20 protein-coding genes are annotated in these 25,901 nt (G+C 37.3%); 5 read left to right on the forward strand and 15 right to left on the reverse strand.

The annotated features are described in order from the left end of the window. Positions 1 to 5: 5 nt before the first annotated feature. From FBR08_RS01220 to FBR08_RS01260, 9 genes are all read right to left on the reverse strand, one after another. Positions 6 to 722 (reverse strand): ankyrin repeat domain-containing protein, encoded by a 717-nt coding sequence (locus FBR08_RS01220; RefSeq protein WP_158960881.1) that lies wholly within the window; start codon positions 720 to 722, stop codon positions 6 to 8. Between the two features lie 66 nt (positions 723 to 788). After that, positions 789 to 1,661 carry an AraC family transcriptional regulator gene (locus FBR08_RS01225; protein WP_158960884.1) on the reverse strand — a complete coding sequence of 291 codons (873 nt, stop codon included), beginning with the start codon at positions 1,659 to 1,661 and terminating at the stop codon, positions 789 to 791. A 104-nt stretch (positions 1,662 to 1,765) separates the two neighbouring features. After that, positions 1,766 to 2,902 carry an N-acetyl-alpha-D-glucosaminyl L-malate synthase BshA gene (gene bshA / locus FBR08_RS01230; RefSeq protein ID WP_158960886.1) on the reverse strand — a complete coding sequence of 379 codons (1,137 nt, stop codon included), beginning with the start codon at positions 2,900 to 2,902 and terminating at the stop codon, positions 1,766 to 1,768. Positions 2,903 to 3,010: 108 nt separating this feature from the next. Further along, on the reverse strand, positions 3,011 to 5,905 hold the full coding sequence (locus FBR08_RS01235) for a glycoside hydrolase family 3 N-terminal domain-containing protein (protein ID WP_158960889.1): 2,895 nt from the start codon (positions 5,903 to 5,905) through the stop codon (positions 3,011 to 3,013). Between the two features lie 443 nt (positions 5,906 to 6,348). Next, complete coding sequence (locus FBR08_RS01240) at positions 6,349 to 6,834, reverse strand: ABC transporter ATPase (RefSeq protein ID WP_158960892.1); 486 nt, start codon at positions 6,832 to 6,834, stop codon at positions 6,349 to 6,351. 2 nt (positions 6,835 to 6,836) lie between these two features. After that, positions 6,837 to 7,628 carry a (Fe-S)-binding protein gene (locus FBR08_RS01245; protein WP_158960895.1) on the reverse strand — a complete coding sequence of 264 codons (792 nt, stop codon included), beginning with the start codon at positions 7,626 to 7,628 and terminating at the stop codon, positions 6,837 to 6,839. Between the two features lie 57 nt (positions 7,629 to 7,685). Continuing rightward, positions 7,686 to 9,011 (reverse strand): (Fe-S)-binding protein, encoded by a 1,326-nt coding sequence (locus FBR08_RS01250; RefSeq protein WP_158960897.1) that lies wholly within the window; start codon positions 9,009 to 9,011, stop codon positions 7,686 to 7,688. A 61-nt stretch (positions 9,012 to 9,072) separates the two neighbouring features. Next, positions 9,073 to 10,008 (reverse strand): MlaD family protein, encoded by a 936-nt coding sequence (locus FBR08_RS01255; protein ID WP_158960899.1) that lies wholly within the window; start codon positions 10,006 to 10,008, stop codon positions 9,073 to 9,075. Positions 10,009 to 10,066: 58 nt separating this feature from the next. Beyond that, positions 10,067 to 11,203, reverse strand: a complete 1,137-nt coding sequence (locus tag FBR08_RS01260; RefSeq protein WP_158960901.1) for an N-acetylmuramoyl-L-alanine amidase family protein — start codon at positions 11,201 to 11,203, stop codon at positions 10,067 to 10,069. 123 nt (positions 11,204 to 11,326) lie between these two features. Between FBR08_RS01260 and FBR08_RS01265 the strand changes: the two genes are divergently transcribed. Continuing rightward, a complete protein-coding gene (locus FBR08_RS01265) occupies positions 11,327 to 14,020 on the forward strand; it encodes a putative LPS assembly protein LptD (protein WP_158960903.1) in 2,694 nt (897 codons plus the stop codon). 12 nt (positions 14,021 to 14,032) lie between these two features. After that, positions 14,033 to 14,416, forward strand: coding sequence for a RidA family protein (locus tag FBR08_RS01270; protein ID WP_158960905.1), 384 nt, complete (start codon positions 14,033 to 14,035; stop codon positions 14,414 to 14,416). Between the two features lie 137 nt (positions 14,417 to 14,553). Here FBR08_RS01270 and FBR08_RS01275 read toward each other — a convergent pair whose 3' ends face one another. The 4 genes from FBR08_RS01275 to pfkA are packed head-to-tail and all read right to left on the reverse strand — an operon-like array spanning position 14,554 to position 17,798. Continuing rightward, positions 14,554 to 14,919: a methylglyoxal synthase gene (locus FBR08_RS01275; RefSeq protein ID WP_158960907.1), complete on the reverse strand. Its 366-nt coding sequence runs from the start codon at positions 14,917 to 14,919 to the stop codon at positions 14,554 to 14,556. 7 nt (positions 14,920 to 14,926) lie between these two features. After that, positions 14,927 to 15,772, reverse strand: a complete 846-nt coding sequence (locus tag FBR08_RS01280) for a BadF/BadG/BcrA/BcrD ATPase family protein (protein WP_158960909.1) — start codon at positions 15,770 to 15,772, stop codon at positions 14,927 to 14,929. 11 nt (positions 15,773 to 15,783) lie between these two features. After that, entirely contained in the window at positions 15,784 to 16,785 is a 1,002-nt protein-coding gene (gap, locus tag FBR08_RS01285) for a type I glyceraldehyde-3-phosphate dehydrogenase (RefSeq protein WP_158960911.1), read from the reverse strand. Positions 16,786 to 16,811: 26 nt separating this feature from the next. Then, positions 16,812 to 17,798, reverse strand: coding sequence for a 6-phosphofructokinase (pfkA, locus tag FBR08_RS01290; RefSeq protein ID WP_158960913.1), 987 nt, complete (start codon positions 17,796 to 17,798; stop codon positions 16,812 to 16,814). 448 nt (positions 17,799 to 18,246) lie between these two features. Between pfkA and rlmD the strand changes: the two genes are divergently transcribed. Continuing rightward, positions 18,247 to 19,659 (forward strand): 23S rRNA (uracil(1939)-C(5))-methyltransferase RlmD, encoded by a 1,413-nt coding sequence (rlmD, locus tag FBR08_RS01295; RefSeq protein WP_158960915.1) that lies wholly within the window; start codon positions 18,247 to 18,249, stop codon positions 19,657 to 19,659. A gap of 81 nt (positions 19,660 to 19,740) precedes the next feature. Here rlmD and FBR08_RS01300 read toward each other — a convergent pair whose 3' ends face one another. Together FBR08_RS01300 and uvrA are read right to left on the reverse strand one after the other, a co-directional pair. Then, positions 19,741 to 20,463: an LOG family protein gene (locus FBR08_RS01300; protein ID WP_158960917.1), complete on the reverse strand. Its 723-nt coding sequence runs from the start codon at positions 20,461 to 20,463 to the stop codon at positions 19,741 to 19,743. 7 nt (positions 20,464 to 20,470) lie between these two features. Then, the gene (gene uvrA, locus FBR08_RS01305) at positions 20,471 to 23,305 is read right to left on the reverse strand and encodes an excinuclease ABC subunit UvrA (protein ID WP_158960919.1); all 2,835 of its coding nucleotides are present in this window, start codon (positions 23,303 to 23,305) and stop codon (positions 20,471 to 20,473) included. Between the two features lie 177 nt (positions 23,306 to 23,482). Between uvrA and FBR08_RS01310 the strand changes: the two genes are divergently transcribed. Both FBR08_RS01310 and FBR08_RS01315 read left to right on the forward strand, forming a co-directional pair. Next, the gene (locus FBR08_RS01310) at positions 23,483 to 24,451 is read left to right on the forward strand and encodes a quinone oxidoreductase family protein (protein WP_158960921.1); all 969 of its coding nucleotides are present in this window, start codon (positions 23,483 to 23,485) and stop codon (positions 24,449 to 24,451) included. A gap of 78 nt (positions 24,452 to 24,529) precedes the next feature. After that, entirely contained in the window at positions 24,530 to 25,861 is a 1,332-nt protein-coding gene (locus FBR08_RS01315) for an NCS2 family permease (RefSeq protein ID WP_158960923.1), read from the forward strand. Positions 25,862 to 25,901 lie beyond the last annotated feature (40 nt).

The raw sequence follows: 25,901 nt of genomic DNA on the forward strand, positions 1-25,901 counted from the left end.
TATACTTAGCGAGCCCCTGCTGCTTCTAAAAGTTTGATGATTGCGGCATACTTCTTTGCTTTTGCATGATACAAAGGCGTTTTTCCGTCGTGATCTGGAATATTGACATCCACTCCTCCGTCAATCAAAGCCTTTACAATCTCAACATGTACCGCTCCTCCATTACTCAATACAATGGCCTCCATTAAAGCAGTCCACCCTAAGCGATTCACGTGGTCAATTGGAAAATTAGGTGTATTGACAAGTACTTTGACTACTTCCACATGTCCTTTCTCTGCAGCTGGAATTAAAGCCGTTCCATGGTATCGATTAAATACCTTAAAATCAGCCCCATGAGCTAAAGCCTTTTGAACTACTTCTAAATTTCCTTCCGCTCCTGCGTATAAAAATGGACTATTTAAGATCTCATCTTGAGCGTTGACATCCGCCCCTTGTTCGATGAGATACAAAGCAATAGCCGTGTATTTGTTATAAGTCGCCACCATCAAGGGCGATTCTCCTTTGCTGTTTTTGACGTTTAGATTTACCGTATTTGCCGTTAAAATTTCTTTTACTGCCTGTATATTATTGGCGGCAACCGCCTGAAACAGTTCTTTTGTTATTGTACTATTCATTTCTTTCTCTAAATCCTGGTTCGTATTATTACTACAGCTCGCAACTAAATTAGTTGAAAGTCCTAAGGTAAAAACTAGCATTAAAACGGAAGATATACGCCTAATCATAACACCTATTGATTTAAATTATTTCACAGTAAAGATAGTACCTCCCTTATATTGGGGATTGTATTTTTACGGCACTTTATTGTACAAATTATAACCCGATCTAAATTGTCCAGGGGTTTTTCGATTCCATTTTTTAAAATATCGATTAAAATATCCCGTGTCTTCGAAACCTAATTCAAAGGCTATTTCCTTTACCGATAAATCTGTTGTAATTAATAAGCGCTCTGCTTCTAAAATAATGCGTCGCTGAATACACGTACTAGCCGAAATACCCAATATCTTTTGCGTGCGTATATTCAAATAATTAGGGGTGATATTGAGCTTATCTGCATAAAAAGCCACTTGGTTATCCGTTTTAAAATGCACTTCTAACAAAGCCTTAAATGCCTGAATTTTAGCATCTTTTACTTGTGCTTCTACTGCTGGGTAGGTCTGAATATAATAGCGTTGAATTTTTTTTAATAGTAAAGAGAACTGCAATGCACTTATTTCTTGTCCTATGCTATCTTTGTCGGGTAATAATTGAAGCAGTTTCGTCAGTTCTTGGCGCACTTCTGCATATTCTTGGGCAGTTAACTCCAATACTGAAGGGACATTCAGTTGAAAAAAAGGCAAGGCACTCAAGCGATTGACAAAGTGAATGGCATTAGCAGCAAACATCAACTGATGTCCTACTGTATCTTCTGCTAATTTCCAATAATGTACTTGTTGAGGACGAAGAAAATGCACTTGATACGGCTTTACTGTTAAAGGTAAAAAATCAATCTCATGTACCCCATGCCCTTGTTCAATAAATAGAATAAGATAAAAGTCGTGCTTATGAGGAGAAATTAAATCATTACGCCCTTTTTCTTTATGCTCAAATAACGTAATGTCCCAAGTATCCTCCCCTACTACTTTAGAGCGACTCCAAGTTTCTATGGTCTTTGTTTTTTTCATTCGATCATTTATTTGCTTTTGACCTCTTGTCGTCTTAACAAGAACAAGGTAAGTAAAAAAAAACTCGCTTCTGTGAAGAAACGAGTTTTACCTAACTATTTGGACTATATTTTTTCTTTTAGCGCTACAGCCTTATCGTATAATTCTTCATACATCGGAAGAATCTCACTAATTTGAAAGCGCTTTGCTGTTTGACGCGCACCTTCTTTAAAACGACATAAGGTATCTTCATCTTTCAAGATTGCCAAAGCATTTTTAACCATATCATCCACGTCTTTTACCTCACTCAAATACCCAGACACTCCATGTTCATTCACCTCTGGTAACCCGCCTGTATTACTAGAAATTACGGGAACGCCCACAGCCATAGCTTCTAAAGCGGCTAATCCGAAACTCTCCGTTTCTGATGGTAGTAAAAACAAATCAGAATACCCTAAAATTTGGTTTACCTCATTGCTATTTCCAAAGAAAATAATCTTGTCGTAAATTCCCAATTCCATTGCGATGCGTTCTGCTTTTTCTTTTTCAGGTCCATCGCCTACCAACATCAATTTTGCTGGAACTACTTGTTGGATACCGTAAAATATTTTAACCACATCTCCAATGCGTTTTACCTTTCTAAAATTGCTAATATGCGTAATGATGAATTCTCCTTTTTCAGCCATCGCACTGCGCTTACAGGGTGTTTCAGAGCAGTCCACTTCTTTTACTTCGATGAAATTGGGTATCACACAAATTTCTTTTTTACACTGAAAAAGCTCATAGGTTGATTGTTTCAGTGATTCTGACACCGAAGTAACAAAATCAGACTTATTAATACTGAACGTCACTGCGCTTTTGTAATTTGGATGATTTCCGACGAGGGTAATATCTGTTCCGTGTAATGTAGTAATCATCGGGAGATCAATACCCTCCTCTTTGAGCATTTGCTTCGCCATATAACCCGCATAAGCATGCGGAATGGCATAATGTACATGCAACACATCTATATTGAATAGTTTTACAATATCCACTAACTTACTGGACAAAGCCAATTCATAAGGTTGATAATGAAACAGAGGATATTCTGGTACATTTACCTCGTGATAGTAAATCTTGGGATTTAATAAAGCTAAACGAACGGGTTGACTATAGGTAATAAAATGTACTTCGTGATCTCTTTTGGCTAGTTCCAAACCTAGCTCTGTAGCTACAACTCCACTTCCACCGAAAGTTGGGTAGCATACGATTGCGATTTTCATATATGAATTATTTGGTCCTTAAAGATACTTCGAATTATTTATACTCAATATAAACTTTGACCTCAGATTTTATAAATACCTTTAATTTAACACTAACTTCATATCGATTTAATGTATAATAGACTCATAAATAACCTGTTGTATGTTTTCGCGAACATTTTCTTTTGACAAGCGATTGACATTAGAATCAGGATACGTACGGTTAGAAAGAAAGACATAGATTAAGTCATTCTCAGGATCAGCCCAAGTCATGGTTCCCGTAAAGCCAGTATGTCCAAAACTCGTTAAAGACGCACAACCACATGTAGGTCCAGGTTTTCCTTGTTGTTGAGGTTTATCAAATCCGATACCTCTTCGATTGCCTTTTGAGCAATACACACAAGCATTAAACGCTTCAAAAGTTGCTTTTGAAAAGAAGCGTTCATCTCCATACTCACCTTCATTCAAATACAATTGCATCATTTTTGCCACATCTAAAGCAGTACCAAAAAGACCTGCATGACCTGCTACTCCTCCCTGCATGGCAGCCCCCATATCGTGAACATACCCCTGCACCGTTGTATAGCGGTAATAGTTATCTTCTTCGGTTGGAGGGATCTCATTGACATCAAACTTGCGCAAAGGCAAATACGTTAATCGATTCGCTCCAATACGCGTGTAAAACTTGTCCTGAACCAATTGATCCAAAGACTGATGATACGTTGATTCGATGTATTCTTTTAAGGAAATAAATCCCAAATCACTGTATTTGTATTCTATTTTTTTTGCCAATTTCGCTTGAGCAATTTCTTCTAACATCACCTGAGTATAGCCTTTTTTCAGAAATAGATTTTCACTTACTTGGGTTGGAAATTCAGGAGAATACTGTAAGCGATATAAGGTTACATCGGGGTGTTTGGTACTGTCTAACGTACTTTTATAAAAAGGCAACCAAGCGGGTAAACCCGATTGGTGCGTTAATAAATCTTTTAAGGTAATATCCTTTTTATCTGTTTTCTTAAATACAGGAATCAACTCGCCTAATTTCGATTGCATGGTGATCTTTTGATCATTATACAATTTTACCACCATAGGCAAAGTAGCTAAGATTTTTGTCAAGGAAGCTAAATCGTATACATCGGTTGACTTTACAGGTAAATCTGTTTTATAGGTATGATAACCAAAACTCTTATTGTACACAACTTTACCGTGACGCGCAACTAAAATTTGCGCTCCTGGCATCCATTGATTAGCTATTGCGTGATGTGCAATACTGTCAATCTTTGTTAGAACCTTAGGGTCTAATCCTTCATTTTGTGGCGTAGAAAATCCAAGGCGGTGAATGGGTTTTGTTTTAATACCCGTTCCTACATTGTACTTACTAGTAACAGTCACTGGCAATTCACCTTTTGCTCCTATAGCGCCAAAAAGCACTTGAGCCGCGGCTTCCTCAGCAAAACTATTGTTCTGATATCCCACAACCAAACCTTCTAAATCTTTAATTTCTGTTTCAAGACTCGATAAAGCATAAGGCTTAGCAAATGAAACTAAGATTGCGCGATTGCTTGTTGCTATTGTGCGAATAATTGTCTTTTCCTCTTCAGAAAAATTGTGGTTTTTCCAAGGATTATCCACTTTATGGTACCCTATAACAACAAGCGAATAAGAACTCAATTGAGCCAAGTTCGCACTATCGACTACATCAACTGTAGTAAAATTACGCATCATGGTTAAGAAAGGAGTATGATCGTCATCTCCTAATCGAATGTAGGCAATTTTTTCCTCCTCTAATTTTCGAATGGGAATCACGCGATTGTGATTTTTAACCACGGTAATCGCTTCTTGATATAATTTCGTGTTCAAGTCGTCATACACGGCATCATTCAAGTCCTCTACTAGGTTTTTCGTATGGATTTGCAAAGGTTTATCCAATCCAACACGGTATTTGTATTCTAATATTTTCTTTACAGAGTACGACAAACGACTTTCTGTAATTGTGCCAATAGCATAAGCTTCTTTTAGTTTTTCTGAGGCTTTAGTCACATCTTCAGAAAACAACAACAAATCATTTCCCGCCATAAAAGCAGCTAAATCTACCTCACCTGGAGCTAAATAAGTAGATACGCCCTTCATATTGAGTGCGTCTGTAAAAATAAGTCCTTCAAATCCCAATTCCTCACGCAATAATCGAGTTACCACATTATAGGAAAGTGAACTAGGAACAGCGCTATTAGGTTCATAAGCAGGCAAATTCAAATGCGCGACCATAACGCTAGCCAAATCATTTTTAATTAGCTTTTTATAGGGATATAATTCGACGCGATGCAGACGATCTTTATCCAAGTCGATTAAAGGCAACTTATAATGAGAATCACTGGATGTATCTCCATGTCCAGGAAAGTGTTTCGCTGTTGCGAAAAGTCCTTGATTTTGATATCCACGCATAAATGCGACTGCACGATCTGTTACTATTTCTCTTGTTTCTCCATAAGCTCTTACCCCAATAATTGGATTGAGTGGATTGATATTCACATCAACCACAGGTCCGAAATTAAAGTGAATCCCGATGCGTTTAGATTGTTCTGCCATAGCTTTACCTACTTCTTCAATTAGATCGAGGTCTTGAACGGCTCCTAAAGTCATATTATATGGAAATCTATACGTAGAATCCAATCGCATTCGCAATCCCCATTCCCCATCAATACCAACTAACATCGGTAATTTACTTTGCTTTTGTAAACGATTGGCAATAGCGGCTTGGCGTTGTGGCCCCCCTTGAAAGAAGATCAAGCCTCCAACGTGATTGGTATTAACAAGAGCTTCGAGCTCTTGAACGTGTTTTTCATTTTTGTTTGAATAGGCAGCTACCATAAACAATTGACCTATCCGCTGTTCTAATGACATGGAATTGTATACACTATCTACCCATTGGCGTTCTCGAAGTTCAGCAGTTTGCGAATTAGTTTTAAATTGTCCGTAAGACAAAAAGGGCAGTAACAATAGTGTTAACAATACTTTTCTCATATATTTTCTTAGCTTTTTTAAAAATAGAATGAATATGCAGTTCGGCACTCATCACTATCTTTGCAAACTTAACAAATCTACTTTATTTAAAAAAGAGTAGACACAAACTTTATTTTAGGATAATATTACAATTTTATCAATTTTATAAAAAAAATTCAATTAAGTATCGTAAAAAACTGAATCATTAAAGATATTTACTGAATTCTCCTATTATTTAAAAAAATAAAGTCAAAATTATTTACCTTCTCATTATTTTACCTTTTCTTCTGAACGAAAAAGAAACGCTTTTTACTTTTTATATCTTCTTATTTTTGTGCTGGAAGTCCCTATTAATCTCCCCCTAATCTCCTCAGCTAATCCGTTAATCCCCACGTGCGTATCCAAATATAGGTATAAAAAAAAATCGTCAAAATTGACGATTTTTTATACTCTTGTATCTTTTCTTATCTAAAAAAGCGACTATGCCAGCTTTCTTCAGCAGGTACTTCCCAATATTCTCGGTATTCACCTAAATCATTCACGAGGTTATTGAACACGATTGTATGGGCAGAAACAGCTTTGGTTTTCACCATTTGCTTAAACTCCATAACCGTTTTGAAGGCAATAAACTCACCCGTTTTATAGGTAACGTTCATTTTATCCAACAAATCTACGTTGTATTTTTGCTCTATATCTTGAATCACACGAACAGATGCATCTATCGAACAACCCGATGCCGGGTGAATATCCTGATCAACAACCAAGATAATAAAGCGATTGTATTTAATCTCGTATGAAGCTGTTAATGGCGTAGCATGAGCTACCCATTCTGCTGTAAAACGACTCAGTACAGCATCGATATCTTGTACTTCTTCGTCTGTAAATTTTCTATTTGACTGATAAATCCAAACTCTTGAATGATCAGGCATTTCGTCAAATGGTTTAAACATAATTATAAATCTTCCGCATTTGCAATTAACTCAGCAACGTCAAGCACTTTGACTTCGCCTTCTTTTTCTTTAAACTTCACACCATCGGTAAGCATCGTATTACAGAAAGGACAACCGGCAGCAATAATTTCTGCTTTCGTATTAATCGCTTCTTCCGTTCGTTCAACGTGTACTTCTTTGCTTCCGTGCTCTGGTTCTTTGAACAATTGCGCTCCACCAGCTCCACAACATAAACCGTTCAATTTAGAACGCTTCATTTCTACCAATTCTGCATCTAATTTCTCAATTAACTGACGAGGTGCTTCAAAAACACTGTTTGCACGTCCTAAATAACATGGGTCGTGAAAAGTAATGCGTTTTCCTTTAAAGCTTCCACCTTCAATCGTTAATTTTCCTTCGTCTAACAATGATTTCAAGAATTGCGTATGGTGTACCACTTCGTATTTCCCTCCTAAACCAGGATACTCATTCTTTAACGTATTAAAACAGTGTGGGCAAGCCGTTACTATTTTCTTTACTTCATAGCCATCCAATACTTGAATATTCATCATGGCTTGCATTTGAAAAGCGAACTCATTTCCTGCGCGTTTAGCAGGATCTCCTGTACATCCTTCTTCTGTACCTAATACAGCGAAGGATACCTTAGCTTTATTCAACAGTTTTACAAATGCTTTTGTTATCTTTTTTGCTCTATCGTCAAAACTACCTGAACAACCTACCCAAAATAAAACATCCGGTTGTTCTCCTCTTGCCATCATTTCGGCCATTGTAGGCACTACTAAATTTTCTGACATAATTTATTGGTGTCTATTTAAAATCAACAGCTGTTGTCAATTTATCTTGTTAGTTAATTAGTTTTCGTCCTTCCAGTTTAAGCGATCCATTTGGTTGTATTGCCATGGCGCTCCATTGTTTTCAATATTCTGCATCATATTGTTTAATTCAATTGGTGCAGCACTTTGTTCCATCACTAAGAAACGTCTCATATCCATAATGATTGACAAAGGACTAATATCGATTGGACATTCTTCCACACATGCATTACACGTATTACACGCCCATAATTCTTCTGGGGTAATGTAGTCGTTTAACAATGTTTTTCCGTCATCTACAAACTTTCCGTTGTTTGCATCTAATATTTTACTTACATCTTCTAGGCGATCACGTGTTGACATCATAATCTTACGAGGAGATAGTTTTTTACCTGTTGTATTTTGTGGACAAGATGAGGTGCATCGACCACATTCTGTACAAGAATAAGCATTCATCAATTGAACCCAATTCAGGTCCATTACATCTTGTGCTCCAAATTTCTCTGGTTCTCCTACGGGTTCAGCAGGTGCAGCGAAAGGATCAGCATTGGGATCCATCATCAAAGCTACTTCATTCTTTACTGACTCTAAGTTGTCGAATTGACCTTGTGGATCTAAATTCGCATAATACGTATTAGGGAAAGCTAAGAAAATGTGCAAGTGTTTTGAATAATACAAGTAGTTCATAAAGAACATAACTCCCACAATATGTGACCACCAACAAATACGCTCAATTAAAGCAACTGTGGCAAAGTCCATTCCATTAAATATTGGGCTTATTAAGCCTGATATAGGAAAAGACCCAGCGGTAGTATAATGCGAATAATTATTTAATTGCAAATAGTAATCTGCAGCATTCATTACTAAAAAGAAAACCATCAAGATAGTTTCGATGTAGATAATGTTATTTGCGTCGCGTTTTGCCCAACCTTCAAGTTCAGGTTGATTTAAACGTTTTAATTTCAGAATATTTCTTCTAATCCAAAAAACGGCAACTCCAAAGATAACGAGGAATGCCAATACTTCAAAGCTAGCAATCAACACATCGTAAGCTGCTCCTAGAAAACTAAACGCACGGTGTGTACCAAATAAACCATCAACAATAATTTCCAACATTTCAATGTTGATGATTACGAATCCCACATACACAAAGATGTGCAAGATAGCAGGAATAGGGCGTTTTACCATTTTCGATTGCCCAAGAGCAACGCGAATCATGTTGCGCCATCTGTCTTTAGGTCTATCGGTGCGGTCAATGTCTCGACCTAACTTAATGTTGCGAATTAATTTCTTTACATTTCGAATAAAGAAGCCAAATCCAGCGATAAGTAATACTAAAAATAATGCTTGGCCTAAATACTGCATAGTTGTAATAAATTGTTTCTGTAAAGTTGTTAGTTTTTTTGGTTAGATTGGTTCTAAATTTCTATTCCCCTTTCTTTTCTTCTTTTTCTTGTTGGTAAGGTGTCGCCTTTTTACCAAATAAAGAGAAATGAACATAACGCTTCGGATTTTCTTTCAGATCGCGCATTAATTGCTCTAATTCTTTCGAAGCTCCTGTTAGGTTTTTATAGAGTTCATCATCTTTTAATAACTTTCCAACCGAACCGTTTCCATTCTCGATATCTGCTACTAATTTATCGATATTAGCAGAAGCACTTTGTAAGTTAGCAAATGTTCCGTTAATATCCAATTCGCTTAATTCTTGAGAAAGCCCAACAAAGTTTTTACTCATGACGTTTAAGTTTGTCATCGTCCCTTTTAATTGAGGTTCCATTCCGTTTACCAATCTATTAGTGCCCGCTAATGTTCCTTTTAACTCTGTAACGCTTGATTTCAAATCTGCTTGCATTTGCTCATCCAATACGCCATTAATAGCTATTAACATGGCATTGGCATTGGCTAATACTTCGTCAAGTTTTGTTTTTAAAGGTTCTAATTCTCCTACTAATTTTTCAGTAATATCGAATTGTACTTCTCCTTTTAAATAGTGTCCTGATTCAGCATAATCTGTATTTCCAAATTGTGGATCAATTGAAATCCCCTTTCCTCCTAATAATCCTGGAGAATAAATGGTTGCTACACTTGATTTTGCTATATCAATAGGATGGGTCATCATTAACTCAACCACCAATTTACCCGTTTGAGCATTAATGGTAATGCGAGATACCTTTCCTACTACTAAACCGTTAACTGTCACATTAGAAGATGTTGTAAGTCCTTCGACATTATCGTATTCAACATAATATTTAGTACTGTTATCAAAAAGATTTCTTCCATCTAAAAAAGAATATCCCCAAATAAATAAAGCAATTGCTCCTAATACTAAAACAGCTGTTTTAATTTCTCTAGATATTTTCAAAACTCTATATTTTTATATAACACGCAAAAATAAACTTTTATTTTTTAAAAAGCAGTGTTTATTTCAAAGCCTCTTCTACGGAAATACTCTTTCCGTCTTTGTATGCTACAATAAACGAGGAGCTATGTCCTTTGACCTTAGCTTCTTCTAATCGTTTTTTCGCTTCATTGTAATCGGATGTTTGGCCGTAAAAATACTTATTAACTTTTCCTGCTTTTTCCATTGTCACATTACTCAATCCGTTGAAATTTTTTGCTTTCAACTCTAAAACACGAGAACTTGCGGCAATTTGCACTTTGAAAACCACGCCTTTTACAGTTGTTTTCTCAGCGGTTCGCTCTGTATTTTCTTTGCTCTTCTCCGTTTTGGTTGTAGTTGAAGTTCTTGCAGGTGCTTCATCCGCTGGATTAATGCTCACTGTTGCATCTCCTCCATAATAGGCATTTTTGTACGCTATAATTCCTTTAGCGATAGATTCTGCTAACTCTCTTTGTCCTTTTTTAGAAGATAAATAAGCGCCCTCATCTTTGTTGGATACAAAACCTAATTCAATCAATATACTAGGCATGAAAGCTCCGTGTAACACCCAAAAAGGTCCTTGCTTTACTCCCCTGTTTTTTCGTTTTAACTCATAGGTAAATCCATCTTGTACACGACTTGCTAAATCGATACTTTGGTGGACGTAATCCTCTTGCATTAACATCAAGCCAATAATTGATTCAGGTGCTTTGGGATCGAAACCAGCATATTTAGTTTTATAATCATCCTCCATCATAATTACGGAGTTCTCCTTTTTAGCCACATCTAAGTTGGATTTGTTCTTACTCAAACCCATGACGTAGGTTTCGGTTCCATACGCTGCATTTCCATCTACTCCATTACAGTGAATCGAAACAAAAACATTTCCGGCTTTGTCATTAGCAATGACCGATCGTTGTTTTACTTCGACAAAAACATCTTTATCACGGGTGTAGATTACCTCAATATCTTTGTTCTTTTCTAGAATTTTTCCAGTTTCTAAAGCAACAGCTAATACAATGTCCTTCTCCACATTATTCAAATGATTCGTTCCTGAATCCTTTCCTCCATGACCTGGATCCAATACTACTTTAAATTTTTTATTTTGACCTAATGTAGCAACTGTAATACATAGGAATGAAAAAACTAACAGCAATTTAGCAACTCTATTGTTCATAAAAAAGTCGTTTAGAATTCGTTTAATATAAATTAAATTACATTTTTCAGAAAAAATATATGTAAGTTTGACACGTTAAAAACAACGGGTTTGATTTTACAAAAATAGCACATATTCATAGATTTGCGTACTAATATTTTCAATATCGTCATAGTTTTGTTTGTTTTAGGAATATTTTCATTCCCTAGAGTTAAAGCTCAAGAGTTCAACAAAACAACTACTTCACTGAAAGTCAATAATAAAGACTCTAAACTACTACCTGGTTTAGACACAGATACTATTGTCCCAATCCAAGATTCTTTACCGTCAAGTAAGAGTCCAAAAGACAGTATTAAACCTCCCGCCAAGGGCTACTTAGAAGATATCGTCTATCGCAAAGCTAAAGACTATAATAAGCTAGATCAAAAGAAAAAACAAATCACTTTATTCAACGAAGCGGAAATAAAATACCAAGATTTTGAATTAACTGCTGGAATTATTGTATTCAATTACGAGCAGAATCAAATTTACGCGGGTCGAATCAAAGATAGTTTAGGTAATTTGAGTCAAGCTCCTGTTTTCAAACAAGGAGGACAAGTAGTTGAGCCAGACTCTATTGTGTACAACACAAAATCGCAGCGAGCTTTAGTGTGGCAATCGAGAACCTCTCAAGGGGAGTTCAACATCAAATCTGGGATGACGAAAAAAGAAAATGACTCGGTGTATTTCATGGAGGATGTAATTTTTACCACGGCCAAAGATTTAGATGACCCCGAATATTACTTTAAAACGAAGAAAGTAAAATTAGTTCCGAATAAAAAAGTTGTTGTGGGCCCTACTAATATGGTTATTGCAGATGTTCCAACTCCACTAGGATTGCCATTTGCTTTTTTTCCAATGTCCGACAAGGCTGAATCTGGTTTTATTATCCCTAGTGTGGGAGAAACCAACCAACAAGGATACTATCTACAAAACGGAGGATACTACTTTGCCATCAGTGACAAAGTAGATTTAACGATGCAAGGGGATTATTACACCAATGGAAGTTGGGCCTTGCGATCGAATAGTAATTATGCCAAACGCTATAAATACAACGGACGCGTATTAGTCCGCTATGAAAACAACGTATTTAGTGAGCGTGGGCTTCCTGATTATCAGAAAAATACAATTTACAATATTCAGTGGAATCACGCACAAGATGCTAAATCAAATCCAGGCTCTCGTTTTTCTGCTTCGGTAAACATGGGTAGTGGTCAATACTTTAGACAATCCAACAACTCGTATAACGTAGGTGCATCGCTAAACAATACGATGAACTCTTCCATTAGTTATTCAAAAACCTTTGAGAGCACACCACAAGTGAACATGTCCTTATCGGCTACACACTCACAATCCACCAATACAGGTCGAGTGAATATGTCATTGCCTACACTTCAAGCAAGTGTAGATCGCATGTTTCCATTTGCACCGAAAAATGGATCAAAAAAAGGATTGATTAAGAACTTAAATCTATCGTATAATTTAAGGGGTGAAAACCGCGTTGATATTCACGAAGACAACTTTTTCAAACAACAGATGTTTGACAGTTTAAATTCTGGTTTTCAACATTCAATACCGATTACCACGAATTTTAAACTTTTTAAATACTTTTCTGTATCAGCAGGAGGTACATACAATGAAACTTGGGTTTTCAACACTGTCAAAAAAGAATATAATCCGGAAACAAACCGCGTGCAAGACCTACGCGTAAATGGATTTGATCGTTTTAATACCTACAACTTAACCACCAGTATTGGTACAACCATTTACGGAACGTTTAACTTCAATAAGGATAGTAAAATTCAAGCGATTCGCCATGTTATGCGTCCAAGTGCAGGATATTCCTACACCCCTAGTTTTGAGAAATACTACGATACTTACAACATAGATGCAACTGGATTAACCATGCAGGAATATACGCGTTTCCAGGGTGGATTATTCGGCGCACCAGGCAAGACCAACTCCAATATGCTTAATATGTCATTAAGCAACACCTTTGAAGCCAAGATACGCGATGAGGAAGAAAAGGATGGATTCAGAAAACTCATGCTATTAAATAGCTTAAACCTTTCGACTAGTTACAATATGTCTGCCGATTCCCTGAAGTGGTCCCCTATGCGTGTTTCTACAGGGACAGCACTTTTCCAAAACAAAATGCAAATTAACATAGGAGCAACATTAGATCCTTATGCCTTAAATAACAACAATCAACGTATTGATATGTTCAATATCAACAACGGAGGTAGTTTATTCCGCTTAACCAGTGCAAACGTAACTGTTAACTGGTCCCTAAACAGCAATGACCCTTTATTCGGCAATAGAGAAAAACCAAATCAAAACTCCATTGACAATGGTGGACGTGGAGATGATTTGTTTGGACAAGCTGGTAATTTAGGTGATAATCGTCAAAGTATGTTTGACAACAACAAGGAAGATCGCCCATTTGAAGGATTTTACAACGCTAAGATTCCGTGGGACTTAACCTTTGCTTATTCCCTAACCTACAACAATTCTGCCCGTCAAAATGAGATTTCAAACAACTCAGTAATGATGTCAGGAAATATAGAACTTACTCCACGTTGGAAAGTTGGTTTTTCTTCGGGATATGACTTCGTCCAAAAAGGAGTTACCTTTACTCAATTCCGATTTGAACGCGACTTATTGAGCTGGCGTATGGACTTTACCTGGGTTCCTATTGGTGCCTACACTAGTTGGGGCTTCTTTATCGGAATCAAATCATCCATGTTGAGCGACATCAAGTGGGAAAAGAGAAAAGCACCAGATAAACGCTATTTTTAATTCAATATAAGCATGAAAAAAACAATCATAAACGCTGATCAAGCACCTAAACCTATTGGCCCATACAACCACGCTGTATTAGTAGGTGATTTACTTTTCATTTCTGGTCAAATTCCCTTTAACCAAGCCACTGAAACTTTAGTTACAACAGGCATTGAAGAGGAAGCTAAACAAGTAATGGCAAATTTAAACGCCATTCTAACAGAAGCGGGAATGACGTTTGAAAACGTTGTAAAATCAACTATTTTCTTAACAGATATGAATGATTTTGCCAAGGTAAATGAAATCTATGGTAGCTTTTTCCAAGCAGAAACAGCACCTGCAAGAGAGTGCGTTCAGGTAGTCAAATTACCGCGTAATGTAAACGTTGAAATTTCAATGATTGCTACAAAATAACAAAAAAAGGGTGTCCTGATTGGACACCCTTTTTTGTTATTTTAGTTTACAGTTGACCGTTTACAGTGAACAGTTAAATCATCTTACTACTAAAAGTAGCCTTTTAAACCGATTAACGGTTAACTGTTAACGGTTAACTACTCCACCGCCTTCAACAACAACTGAGCACTAGCTTCATTGGTTGCTAAAGGAACGTTGTGCACATCACAAACGCGAAGTAGCATATTGATATCTGGTTCATGCGCATGCTTGCCCAGCGGATCTTTAAAGAACAAAACCATCTGTGTTTTTCCTTCCGCTACTCGAGCAGCAATTTGCGCATCTCCTCCAAGTGGTCCAGAAAGCATACGCTTGACTTCAAAACCCTCTTTTTGAGCAATTCCTCCCGTTGTACCTGTGGCAATTAACTCCACTCCTTCTCTAGATAAAATGTCTCTGTTTTTTTTAATAAACGCAAGCATCTCCTCTTTTTTACCATCATGGGCAATTATAGCTATTTCCATCTGTATTTTATTTGTGATAATCGATTAATCCATCCAGTGGTTTTTGAATAATCTTTCCAATCGCAATGTTATTCTTTTGCAAAACCGCCTTAAACTCATCTTGTAAAAAATAAGCGACTGATCCGACAAAATGCACAGGAACACTACTCGATTCTGGATGACTTTTGATGTAGTGTTCTACAAAAAACACCACTTGCTCTTGAATCATGGTTTGAAAAAAAGGATGTTCTTTATGCTCTATTAAAAAGGGCAAAAAAGAAGCTAGATAGGCGTTCGGATTTTCTTTTTTATAAAAATTATACTTTACTACATCTGCATCTAGATCATACTTTTGTGTGAATTTCTTTGCCAATTCTTCTGGCATATAATTGAGAAACAAAGCTTTGATCATCAATCTACCCAAGGCGCTACCACTACAATCATCCATGGCCATATAACCTAAGGATTGCACTTTTTGATGCATAATTTCTCCATCATAATACGACACATTAGAACCTGTTCCGTTAATGCAAACGATGCCTTGTTCACCCCTCCCTACCGTTGCATAAACCGCAGCATAGGTATCCTCATGCACATTCATTGACTGACAATTAACAAAATAAGAGGTGAAAAAATCCCGAACAGTCGTTTTACTTCGGTTTGATCCGCATCCCGAACCATAAAAATACAATTGTGTGACCTTATCCTTGTTTTTAACAATATCAGGCACAGTATTTACACGTGTATGAAACTCCTCTAACGTAATAACTTCGGGATTAAGCCCAAGGCTTGTCACCGAAGTTAGTACTTTATTATCTTGATCAAAAAAGATCCAATCTGCTTTTGTAGAACCGCTATCGACGATTATTTTCATTTGTTTGTTTATTACTTTACTGCAGTTAACAATACAGCCATATCTACCATCTTAGCAGCATAACCATATTCATTATCGTACCAAGCAACGAATTTATAAAAAGTTTCATTCAAAGCAATACCCGCTTTTGAATCAATAATACACGTATGTGGATCGGAAACAAAATCTTGTGAAACCACATCATCTTCAACAAAAGCCATGATTCCTTTTAATTCCTTTTCGCTAGCGCGTTTCAACACGGCCATCACCTCTTCATATGTGGTAGATTTAGCTAACTTTACTGTTAAATCAACGACAGAAACATCCGCTGTCGGTACACGCATCGACATTCCCGTAATTTTTCCTTTCAACTCTGGAATTACTTTTCCCACTGCCTTTGCAGCTCCCGTAGAAGCAGGAATGATATTTACCATAGCTGAACGTCCTCCTCTAAAATCCTTTTTAGAAGGTCCATCAACGGTGTATTGCGTTGCTGTAGCGGCGTGAATCGTTGTCATTAATCCTTCTACGATGCCAAACGAATCGTTTAAAACTTTAGCTAAAGGCGCTAAACAGTTCGTTGTACAAGAAGCATTAGAAACAATCGTATCCGCTGCTGTTAATTGCTTTTCGTTCACCCCCATCACAAACATCGGAGCATCTGGAGATGGAGAAGAAATCAATACTTTTTTAGCCCCTGCATCAATGTGTTTTTGTGCTCCCGCTAAATCTTTAAATACCCCCGTACAATCAGCAACAACATCCACCTTTAGTTCTCCCCATTTCAACAACAAGGGATCGCGTTCTGCAGTTACTCGAATTTCCTTTCCGTTGACCATTAAATGTCCATCAACAACCTCTACCGTACCATCAAAACGACCATGTACAGAATCATATTTAATTAAGTATGCCAATTGATCTACGGCCATTAAATCATTAACCGCAACAATCTCAATATCATTTCTCTTTACTGCCTCTCTTAGCATTAGACGTCCAATACGTCCAAACCCATTAATCCCTACTCTTGTTTTCATATTTGCTTTTTTATTAAATTCTTTTATTAAATGGTGATGATATCTGATACGCGCAATAATTCCGCATCGACAGCCGTATGGCCTTTTACAATGTTTTCTAATGGGGTTAAAGCCACTTGATCGTTTAGTAAACCAACCATAAAGTTTTTACCGCCTTCTAGTAGGGTTTCCACTGCTTTCACACTAAGACGACTCGCCAAAACACGGTCAAAACAAGAAGGAGCTCCTCCTCTTTGCATATGTCCTAAAACAGATACACGCACTTCGTATTCTGGTAGATGTTCTTCTACATATTCGCCCAGTTCAAATACATTTTTACCTAATTTTTCCCCTTCTGCAACAATTACAATACTGGAAGATTTACCCGATAATTTACTTTTCTTCAACGACTCCAATAAGCGTTCTAATCCAAGGTTTTCCTCGGGAATGATAATTTCTTCTGCTCCTGCTCCGATACCAGCATTCAAAGCAATATGCCCCGCATCACGCCCCATTACCTCTACAAAGAACAATCGCTTATGTGAACTTGCAGTATCTCTGATTTTATCAACCGCATCGACTACCGTGTTTAAAGCCGTATCAAATCCAATCGTATGACTCGTACCATTTATATCATTATCAATCGTGCCGGGAATCCCCATCACTGGAATATCAAACTCTTTACTCAATAGCATAGCTCCCGTAAAACTACCATCTCCACCAATGACAATCAACGCATCAATTTGTGCATTTTTCAGATTCTCATAAGCTGCTTTTCTCCCTTCTTCCGTTCTAAAGGCTGCACTACGCGCTGTTTTTAAAATTGTTCCTCCTTTGTTGATGATGTAATTTACATCTCGAGGACCTAATACTTCAAAATCGCCTTCTACCAATCCTTGAAATCCTCTGAAAATCCCCACACACATCACATCATGATACGAACACGTACGAACAATAGCTCTAATTGCTGCATTCATTCCAGGAGCATCACCCCCAGAAGTTAAAACCCCTATCTTTCTTATAAGGTTACTCATAATTACTTTTCTTTTTAGTAAATTTAAGGAATACCTTAGATTAAATCAATCCATAATTGCGTTTTATTTGGGCATTTGTTATTATATTTTTGTTAAAACATCTAATTTCTCAGCAAACAATTGACAATGTCCAATCTCTGACCATCAAACAACAAAAAGGAACTCATTTAATTAGCGCAATTCATCGCGTTAAAGTATTAAACAGGCGATAAAAACCACGCGTTCAGCTTAAATTTTCCCTTATCCGCTTCCGGCAGATGGACATTCCTCTTTTACGGGTGCTTTGACCCTAACAAAGGCTTAGTTAAATAGAATTAATATAAATTAGAATCTCCTTTTTAAAACTAAACACAACAAACTCATAAACAACCATTTAAGACAAATAAAAACTTACTTTAGAAAAAGATAAAAAAAGTACATCAAAAGAAATTAAAGCTATTTTTGTGGCATGAAAAGAAAGAGAACAGAAAGAATCGTATTCGAAAACGTAGAAGTCCTTGATGCAGGTGCAAAAGGCGTTTCGGTAGCTAAGGCTCCTGATGGGAAAGTAATTTTCATTCCCAATGTTGTTCCAGGAGATATTATTGATATTCAAACCGTTAAAAAGCGAAAAGCCTATTACGAAGGCATCGCTATTAAGATCCATAGCTATTCTAAAAACCGCATTGAACCCGTGTGTCAACATTTTGGGGCTTGTGGAGGATGTAAATGGCAAAATATGTCTTACGAACAACAGTTGTTTTACAAAAATCAAGAAGTTCAAAACAACCTAAAGCGCATTGGAAAAATTGAACTACCTGAATTTGAACCTATCCTTGGTTCTGAAAAAACGCTATTTTACAGAAATAAAATGGAGTTTTCTTTCTCGAATGCTCGTTGGTTAACTCCGGAGGAGATTGCAAGCGGGGATGAAATAGGAAAGGAAAATGCATTGGGGTTCCACATTCCAAAAATGTGGGATAAAATTTTAGACATTCAAAAGTGTCATTTGCAACAAGATCCATCTAATGCTATCCGCAATGAGATTCGAGCATTTGCCAATGCCCATAACCTATCGTTCTTCAATCCAAGAGAACAAGAAGGTTTGTTGCGTACCTTGATGATTCGCACAAGCTCTATTGGAGAAATCATGGTCATGATTCAATTCTTTTACGACAACAAACAAGAGAGAGAATTGCTGTTAGATCACTTGGCAACGACTTTCCCTGAAATTACATCTTTACAATATGTGGTAAACGCAAAAGCCAACGATACCATCTACGATCAAGACGTTATTTTATACAAAGGGCGCGATTATATTTTGGAAGAGATGGAAGGATTAAAATTTAGCATCAACGCTAAATCGTTTTATCAAACCAATTCAGATCAAGCCTATGAATTGTATAAAGTTACTCGTGATTATGCTGAATTAACGGGCAATGAATTAGTATTCGATTTATATACAGGTACAGGTACAATTGCACAATTCGTTTCTAAAAAAGCGAAAAGAGTGGTAGGAGTTGAAGCTGTTCCGGAAGCGATTGCTGACGCTAAGATTAATGCTGAGCGCAATGAAATTACCAATTGTGATTTCTTCGTTGGGGATATGAAAAACGTATTCAACGATGAATTTATTGCTACACACGGACACCCAGACGTTATCATCACAGATCCACCGAGAGACGGAATGCACAAAGACGTTGTGGAAATGCTTTTAAAAGTAGCGCCAAAACGCATTGTGTACGTTAGTTGTAATTCGGCTACTCAGGCAAGAGATTTAGCCTTATTAGACGAAAAATACAAAGTAACGAAAGTTCGCCCTGTAGATATGTTTCCACAAACACATCACGTGGAGAACGTAGTTCAACTAGAATTAAAATAGAGCTTACACGCTTTACTACATACAAAAAATCCAGTGACAATTGCCACTGGATTTTTTTATGCTTGTGTATTTCTTCTACTTTTAGAAATTTGGTTTTAAAGTATATTTCTTATAAAAAGCATCAATGCGTTCTACTACTTCATCTGCGGTATCTACCAGCTGAATCAGGTTCATATCTTCTGGTGAAATATTGGAATATTTTGCCAACAAGACGTCTTTAATCCAATCTAACATACCTCCCCAAAAATCTGTCCCCACTAAAACAATAGGGAACTTTGCAATTTTCTTGGTTTGAATTAAGGTAATTGCCTCAAACAATTCATCTAGTGTTCCAAATCCTCCAGGCATGACAACAAATCCTTGTGAATATTTGACGAACATTACTTTGCGCACGAAGAAATAATCAAACTGAATGTTTTTATCACTGTCAATATAAGGGTTAAAATGTTGTTCAAAAGGCAATTCAATATTCAATCCTACTGAAACGCCTTCTCCCAAATGCGCTCCCTTATTTCCTGCCTCCATAATTCCAGGTCCACCTCCTGTAATTACACCATAGCCTGCTTTACTAACTTTGAATGCAATTTCTTCTGCTAGTTTATAATAGGGATCTTCTTTTTTTGTTCGCGCTGAACCAAAAATAGAAATACAAGGTCCGATACGCCCCATTTTTTCATACCCATTCACAAACTCAGACATGATTTTAAAAATCCCCCAAGAATCGTTGGTTTTTATTTCTGTCCAAGACTTTTGTTTGAATTTTTCTTGGATTTTATCCTCTTCATTTCCTAAATTTTCTTTCATAATTCAATCATTTTTTAAGTTCTTTTTTTAAAAAGTGAGCGGTATAACTCTTCTTTACTTTACTTATTTGTTCTGGTGTTCCCTTAGCTAGCACTTCCCCACCATTCGCTCCACCTTCATATCCAATATCAATAATGTAATCTGCCAACTTGATTACATCTAAATTATGTTCAATAATCAACACCGTATTTCCTTTTTCCACCAAAGTATTGATTACTTGCATCAAGACGCGAATATCTTCAAAGTGCAATCCTGTGGTAGGTTCATCTAAAATATAAAACGTATTTCCGGTATCTTTTTTAGACAATTCAGTCGCTAATTTAATGCGCTGTGCTTCTCCACCTGACAGCGTTGTACTTTGCTGTCCAAGGGTGATATACCCCAATCCAACATCGTTAATTGTCTTCAATTTGCGGTAGATTTTTGGAATATTTTCGAAGAACTCCGCTGCATCTGCCACTGTCATTTCGAGTACATCAGCAATCGATCTTCCTTTGTATCGGATTTCTAATGTTTCGCGGTTAAAGCGTTTTCCTTGACAAGTTTCACACTCGACATACACATCAGGTAAAAAGCCCATTTCGATGGTGCGAACTCCAGATCCTTCACAGGTATCACATCGTCCACCACTCACGTTAAAACTAAATCGCCCTGGTTTATATCCCCTTATTGATGCTTCTGTTGTTTGGGCAAATAAATTTCGAATATCAGAAAACACCTCTGTATACGTAGCCGGATTCGATCTTGGCGTTCGTCCGATTGGACTTTGATCGATGCCAATTACTTTGTCAATATGTTCTAAACCACTAATTTTCTTATACGGTTGAGGCTTGGTCACTGCGTTGAAAAAATGGGTATTCAAAATGGGATATAGCGTTCCATTAATCAAGGTTGATTTACCAGACCCTGACACTCCTGTAACACAAGTTAACGTTCCTAAAGGAATCTCAATGGTTACATTTTTCAAGTTATTTCCGGTTGCCCCTTCTAATTTGATGGACTTACCGTTGCCTTTTCTTCGTTCTTGAGGCACGGGAATTTCTAATTCTCCATTCAAATACTTTGCCGTTAGGGTATGTTCTTTCAGCAATTCTTGCGGTGTTCCGGTACTGATGATTTGCCCTCCTCTTTTTCCTGCATAAGGACCGATATCAATCACGTAATCTGCTCGTTCTATCATATCCTTATCGTGCTCTACCACCAAGACAGAATTTCCAATATCACGCAATGACTCGAGTGATTTAATCAAGCGCTCATTGTCTCGTTGATGCAACCCAATACTTGGCTCATCCAATATATAGAGTACACCCACTAATTGAGAACCGATTTGCGTAGCCAAACGAATGCGTTGAGCTTCACCACCTGATAAGGTTCTTGAACTTCGGTTTAGCGATAAATACGTCAAGCCTACATCTTTCAAAAACGATAATCGCGTGTTGATTTCTTTGAGAATTTCTTCGGCTATACTCCTTTGTTTATCTGAAAGCTTATCTGCTATATCAGCGAACCAAGCAATTAAATGCTCAATATCCATCTGAATTAGTTCTCCAATATTTTTATCTGCAATTCTAAAGTACAACGCTTCCTTTTTCAGGCGTGTGCCACTACACGATGGACAATCAATTTCGTCCATATATTCTTTAGCCCAGCGCTTAATCGAAGCCGTTTCACTTTCTTCAAATTGATTTTTAATAAAGTTGTTTATCCCTTCAAAATCAATCTTGTAGTTTTTAGAAATTCCGGCCACTTTGTGTTCAACCGTGAAGCTATCTTGCCCACCGTTGAGAATAACCGCCATGGCTTCTGCGGGAATGTCTTTAATCGCATCTGCTAATTTGAAGTTATAACGCTGTGCAATCGTTTCTAACTGCTTGAAAATCCAAGTATTTTTCTCTGGTCCAAGTGGTGCTAATCCACCTTTTTTAATAGAAATAGAAGCGTCTGGAATAATTTTGTGGTAATTGATCTCGTGCACCGTTCCCAACCCATTACACGCTTCACAGGCGCCTTTAGGCGAGTTGAACGAAAAGTTATTGGGTTCGGGTTTTGCATATGAAATTCCCGAAGTTGGACACATCAAATGGCGACTAAAAAAGCGCACCGCTTGGGTTTCTTGATCCAAAATAACAATCGTATCATCCCCGTGGTACATTGCCGTTTGAATACTCTCTGCCAAACGCTGTACTATTTCTTCTTTCTCATCCACAGCCAAGCGATCGATCACAATTTCAATATCGTGTGTTTTGTAACGATCGGCTTTCATGCCATATTCTAAATCCTTGATTTCACCATCCAAGCGCACTTTCAGGAATCCTTGTTTGGCAATTTGCTCAAACAATTCACGATAGTGTCCTTTTCTCGAACGCACTACAGGAGCGAGAATATTGATTTTTTTGCCCTTAAAATCTTGGAGGATCAACTCTTGGATTTGACTGTCCGTATAGCTGACCATTTTTTCTCCTGTATTATAACTATACGCTTCTCCTGCTCTTGCATAAAGCAAACGCAAAAAATCATAAATCTCCGTAATGGTTCCTACTGTAGATCTTGGACTGCGATTGGTTGTTTTTTGTTCAATGGCAATTACGGGAGATAATCCGTCAATTTTATCTACATCGGGTCGTTCTAAACCACCTAAAAATTGTCTTGCATAGGCGGAAAACGTCTCAATATAGCGACGTTGACCTTCTGCATATATTGTATCGAAAGCCAAGGATGATTTACCAGAACCCGACAATCCTGTAATAACAACGAGCTTCTCTCGTGGAATACGGATATCAATATTTTTTAGATTGTGAACTCTAGCTCCTAAAACTTCAATAAAATCTTCTACTTTAGACATAATTTTGTGCAAAAAAACAAAGATACATATTAATCTCATTTTATGTAATCTGCGGTTCTATTGTTTTGATGTGATTTAGCATTATTTAACAGCTTTATTCTTCTTGTTTTTTAATTCGACTCAATTCACTCTCCTACTTTTAAAAATCGTATTTTTAGCTCACAAAAGAAGATTCTCATGAAAGGAGCCATTTTATATGAATTAGGTCAAGTACCTAAATTTGGAGAGATAGAAGAACCCACAGTACAACAAGAAGACCAACATCTCTTGTCTGTCACAGCCGCTGCAGTAAAAAATTTAGACAAAGCACGTGTAAGTGGTAAACACTACGCTAGCTATGTGAATTTGCCCGCTGTTGTAGGCAACGATGGCGTTGGATATTTAGAAGACGGCACGAAAGTTTACGGGCAAGGGATTACGGGGATGCTTGCGGAAAAGGCGATTATCTCCGGCAATTATACGCCAGTACCCAAGGATTTAGACGATGCTATGGCTGCAGCTTTGCCCAATGCTATTTTAGGTTCAGCCATGCCGCTTATCATTCGCGCGCGATTGCAAGAAGGTCAAAACGTATTGTTCAATGGAGCTACCGGAGTAACAGGACAAGTAGGGGTGCAAATCGCCAAACATTATGGGGCAAAAGAAATTATTGTCACAGGAAGAAACCAAGCGGTATTAGAACATCTAAAAGATTATGGGGCAACACAAACCCTCGTTTTATCTGAAGACGAAGAAGAGCTAACGGCACAAATAAAAGCCATTCACCTCCAAACACCTATTGATGTTGTAATTGATTATTTATGGGGAAAACCTTTTCAAGCCATATTAAATGCTTTCAAAGGCAATGATATCGCTCATTTAGCATCCACCGTTAAAATTGTAACCGCAGGAGATATGGCAGGCAAGGAAATTCTGTTGACTTCCGCTATTCTCCGCAGTACAGATATTCAGTTAATGGGCTCTGGTTTTGGGAGTTTAACCAAAGAAGAACTCATTGTTTTCAACAAAGTTATTTTACCCGAAATGTTCTTATTGGCAGCACAGGGAAAGTTGCACATCCAAACGGAAGTACATCCTTTAGAAACCATTGAAAAAGTGTGGAATAAAACGATTGATCGCGGTACGCGATTAGTAATTACCATTTAATTTTACGCTTTTGCTTTTTGTTTTGACCTTCTTTTTTGGTCAAAACTTGCTACTTTTGCTCGCTAATACAACAACAGAATGAAAACCTTTTTAGAAAATTACTTTCAGCTAAGTAAGCACAATACTTCAATCAAAAAAGAAATGATGGCAGGTGTCATTACTTTCTTAACGATGTCTTATATTTTAGTTGTTAATCCCAACGTTCTTGCCGATGCAGGAATGGATAAACAAGCGGTCTTTATGGCCACAGCCCTTGCTACCGTTTGCGCAACTTTATTGATGGGATTGATGGCTAAATTACCCATTGCACAAGCTCCTGGTATGGGACTGAATAGCTTTTTTGCCTATACTGTAGTTTTGACTATGGGATATAGTTGGGAATTTGCCTTGACAGGTGTATTTCTTGCGGGTCTAATTTTTCTTGTATTGACAATTTTCAATATTAGAGAACTTATTGTCAACAATATACCAAAAGTTTTAAAAGAGGCTATTCCCGTTGGAATTGGGCTTTTCATTACGTTAATCGGATTAAAGAGTGCAGGCATTGTGGTGAGCAATCCCAACACATTAGTAACCTTAGGAGATTTCAGTCAACACAGCGTTTGGATTGCCCTAGCTGGTCTTTTAGTTACTGGGATTTTGTTAATTAAAAATGTAAATGGTTCTATCTTAATCGGAATTATAGTAGCTACTTTATTTGGGGTTGTACTCGGCGATGTACAATTTCCAACCCATTTAATTACCGCACCACCTTCGATGGAACCAACTTTTGGCAAGGCCTTGTCGTTTTTATTTTCGCCAGAAACAGCACATAGTGTCTTTTCTATAGATATGTTGATTGTCGTTTTTACCTTTTTATTTGTCAATCTTTTTGATACGATTGGCACATTAATTGGCGTTGTTTCAAAAACAGGACTAGCAGATAAAGACGGTAATTTTCCACAGATGAAAAAAGCGTTGTTAACCGATGCCATCGGAACTACTTTTGGTGCAGTACTAGGCACTAGTTCTGTCACTTCTTATGTAGAAAGTGCATCTGGAGTAGCCTCTGGTGGGCGAACAGGTCTGACGGCAGTAAGCGTTGCACTAATGTTTGCCTTATCGATATTCTTAGCCCCTCTATTTTTAATTATTCCGGCGGCTGCAACAGCACCAGCGCTAGTTATAGTCGGTTTATTTATGATTAGTGCTGTGGTCAATATTGATTTTTCTGATTTTTCAGAAGCTTTACCCGCCTTCATAACCATTGTTTTTATGCCTTTTACCTACAGCATTGCCGAAGGAATTGTATTTGGTATGTTGAGCTATACACTCTTTAAAATCGGAACCCAAAAACACAAAGACGTGAGTCCAACCCTTTATGTTCTCTCTCTTCTATTCTTAAGCAAAATAGTTTTAGACGCGATATAATAAAATAAGCCCTAAAAAGTATCTATCTTTTTAGGGCTTA

The sequence above is a fragment of the Myroides fluvii genome (genome assembly GCF_009792295.1).
Lineage (GTDB): Bacteria > Bacteroidota > Bacteroidia > Flavobacteriales > Flavobacteriaceae > Flavobacterium > Flavobacterium fluvii_A.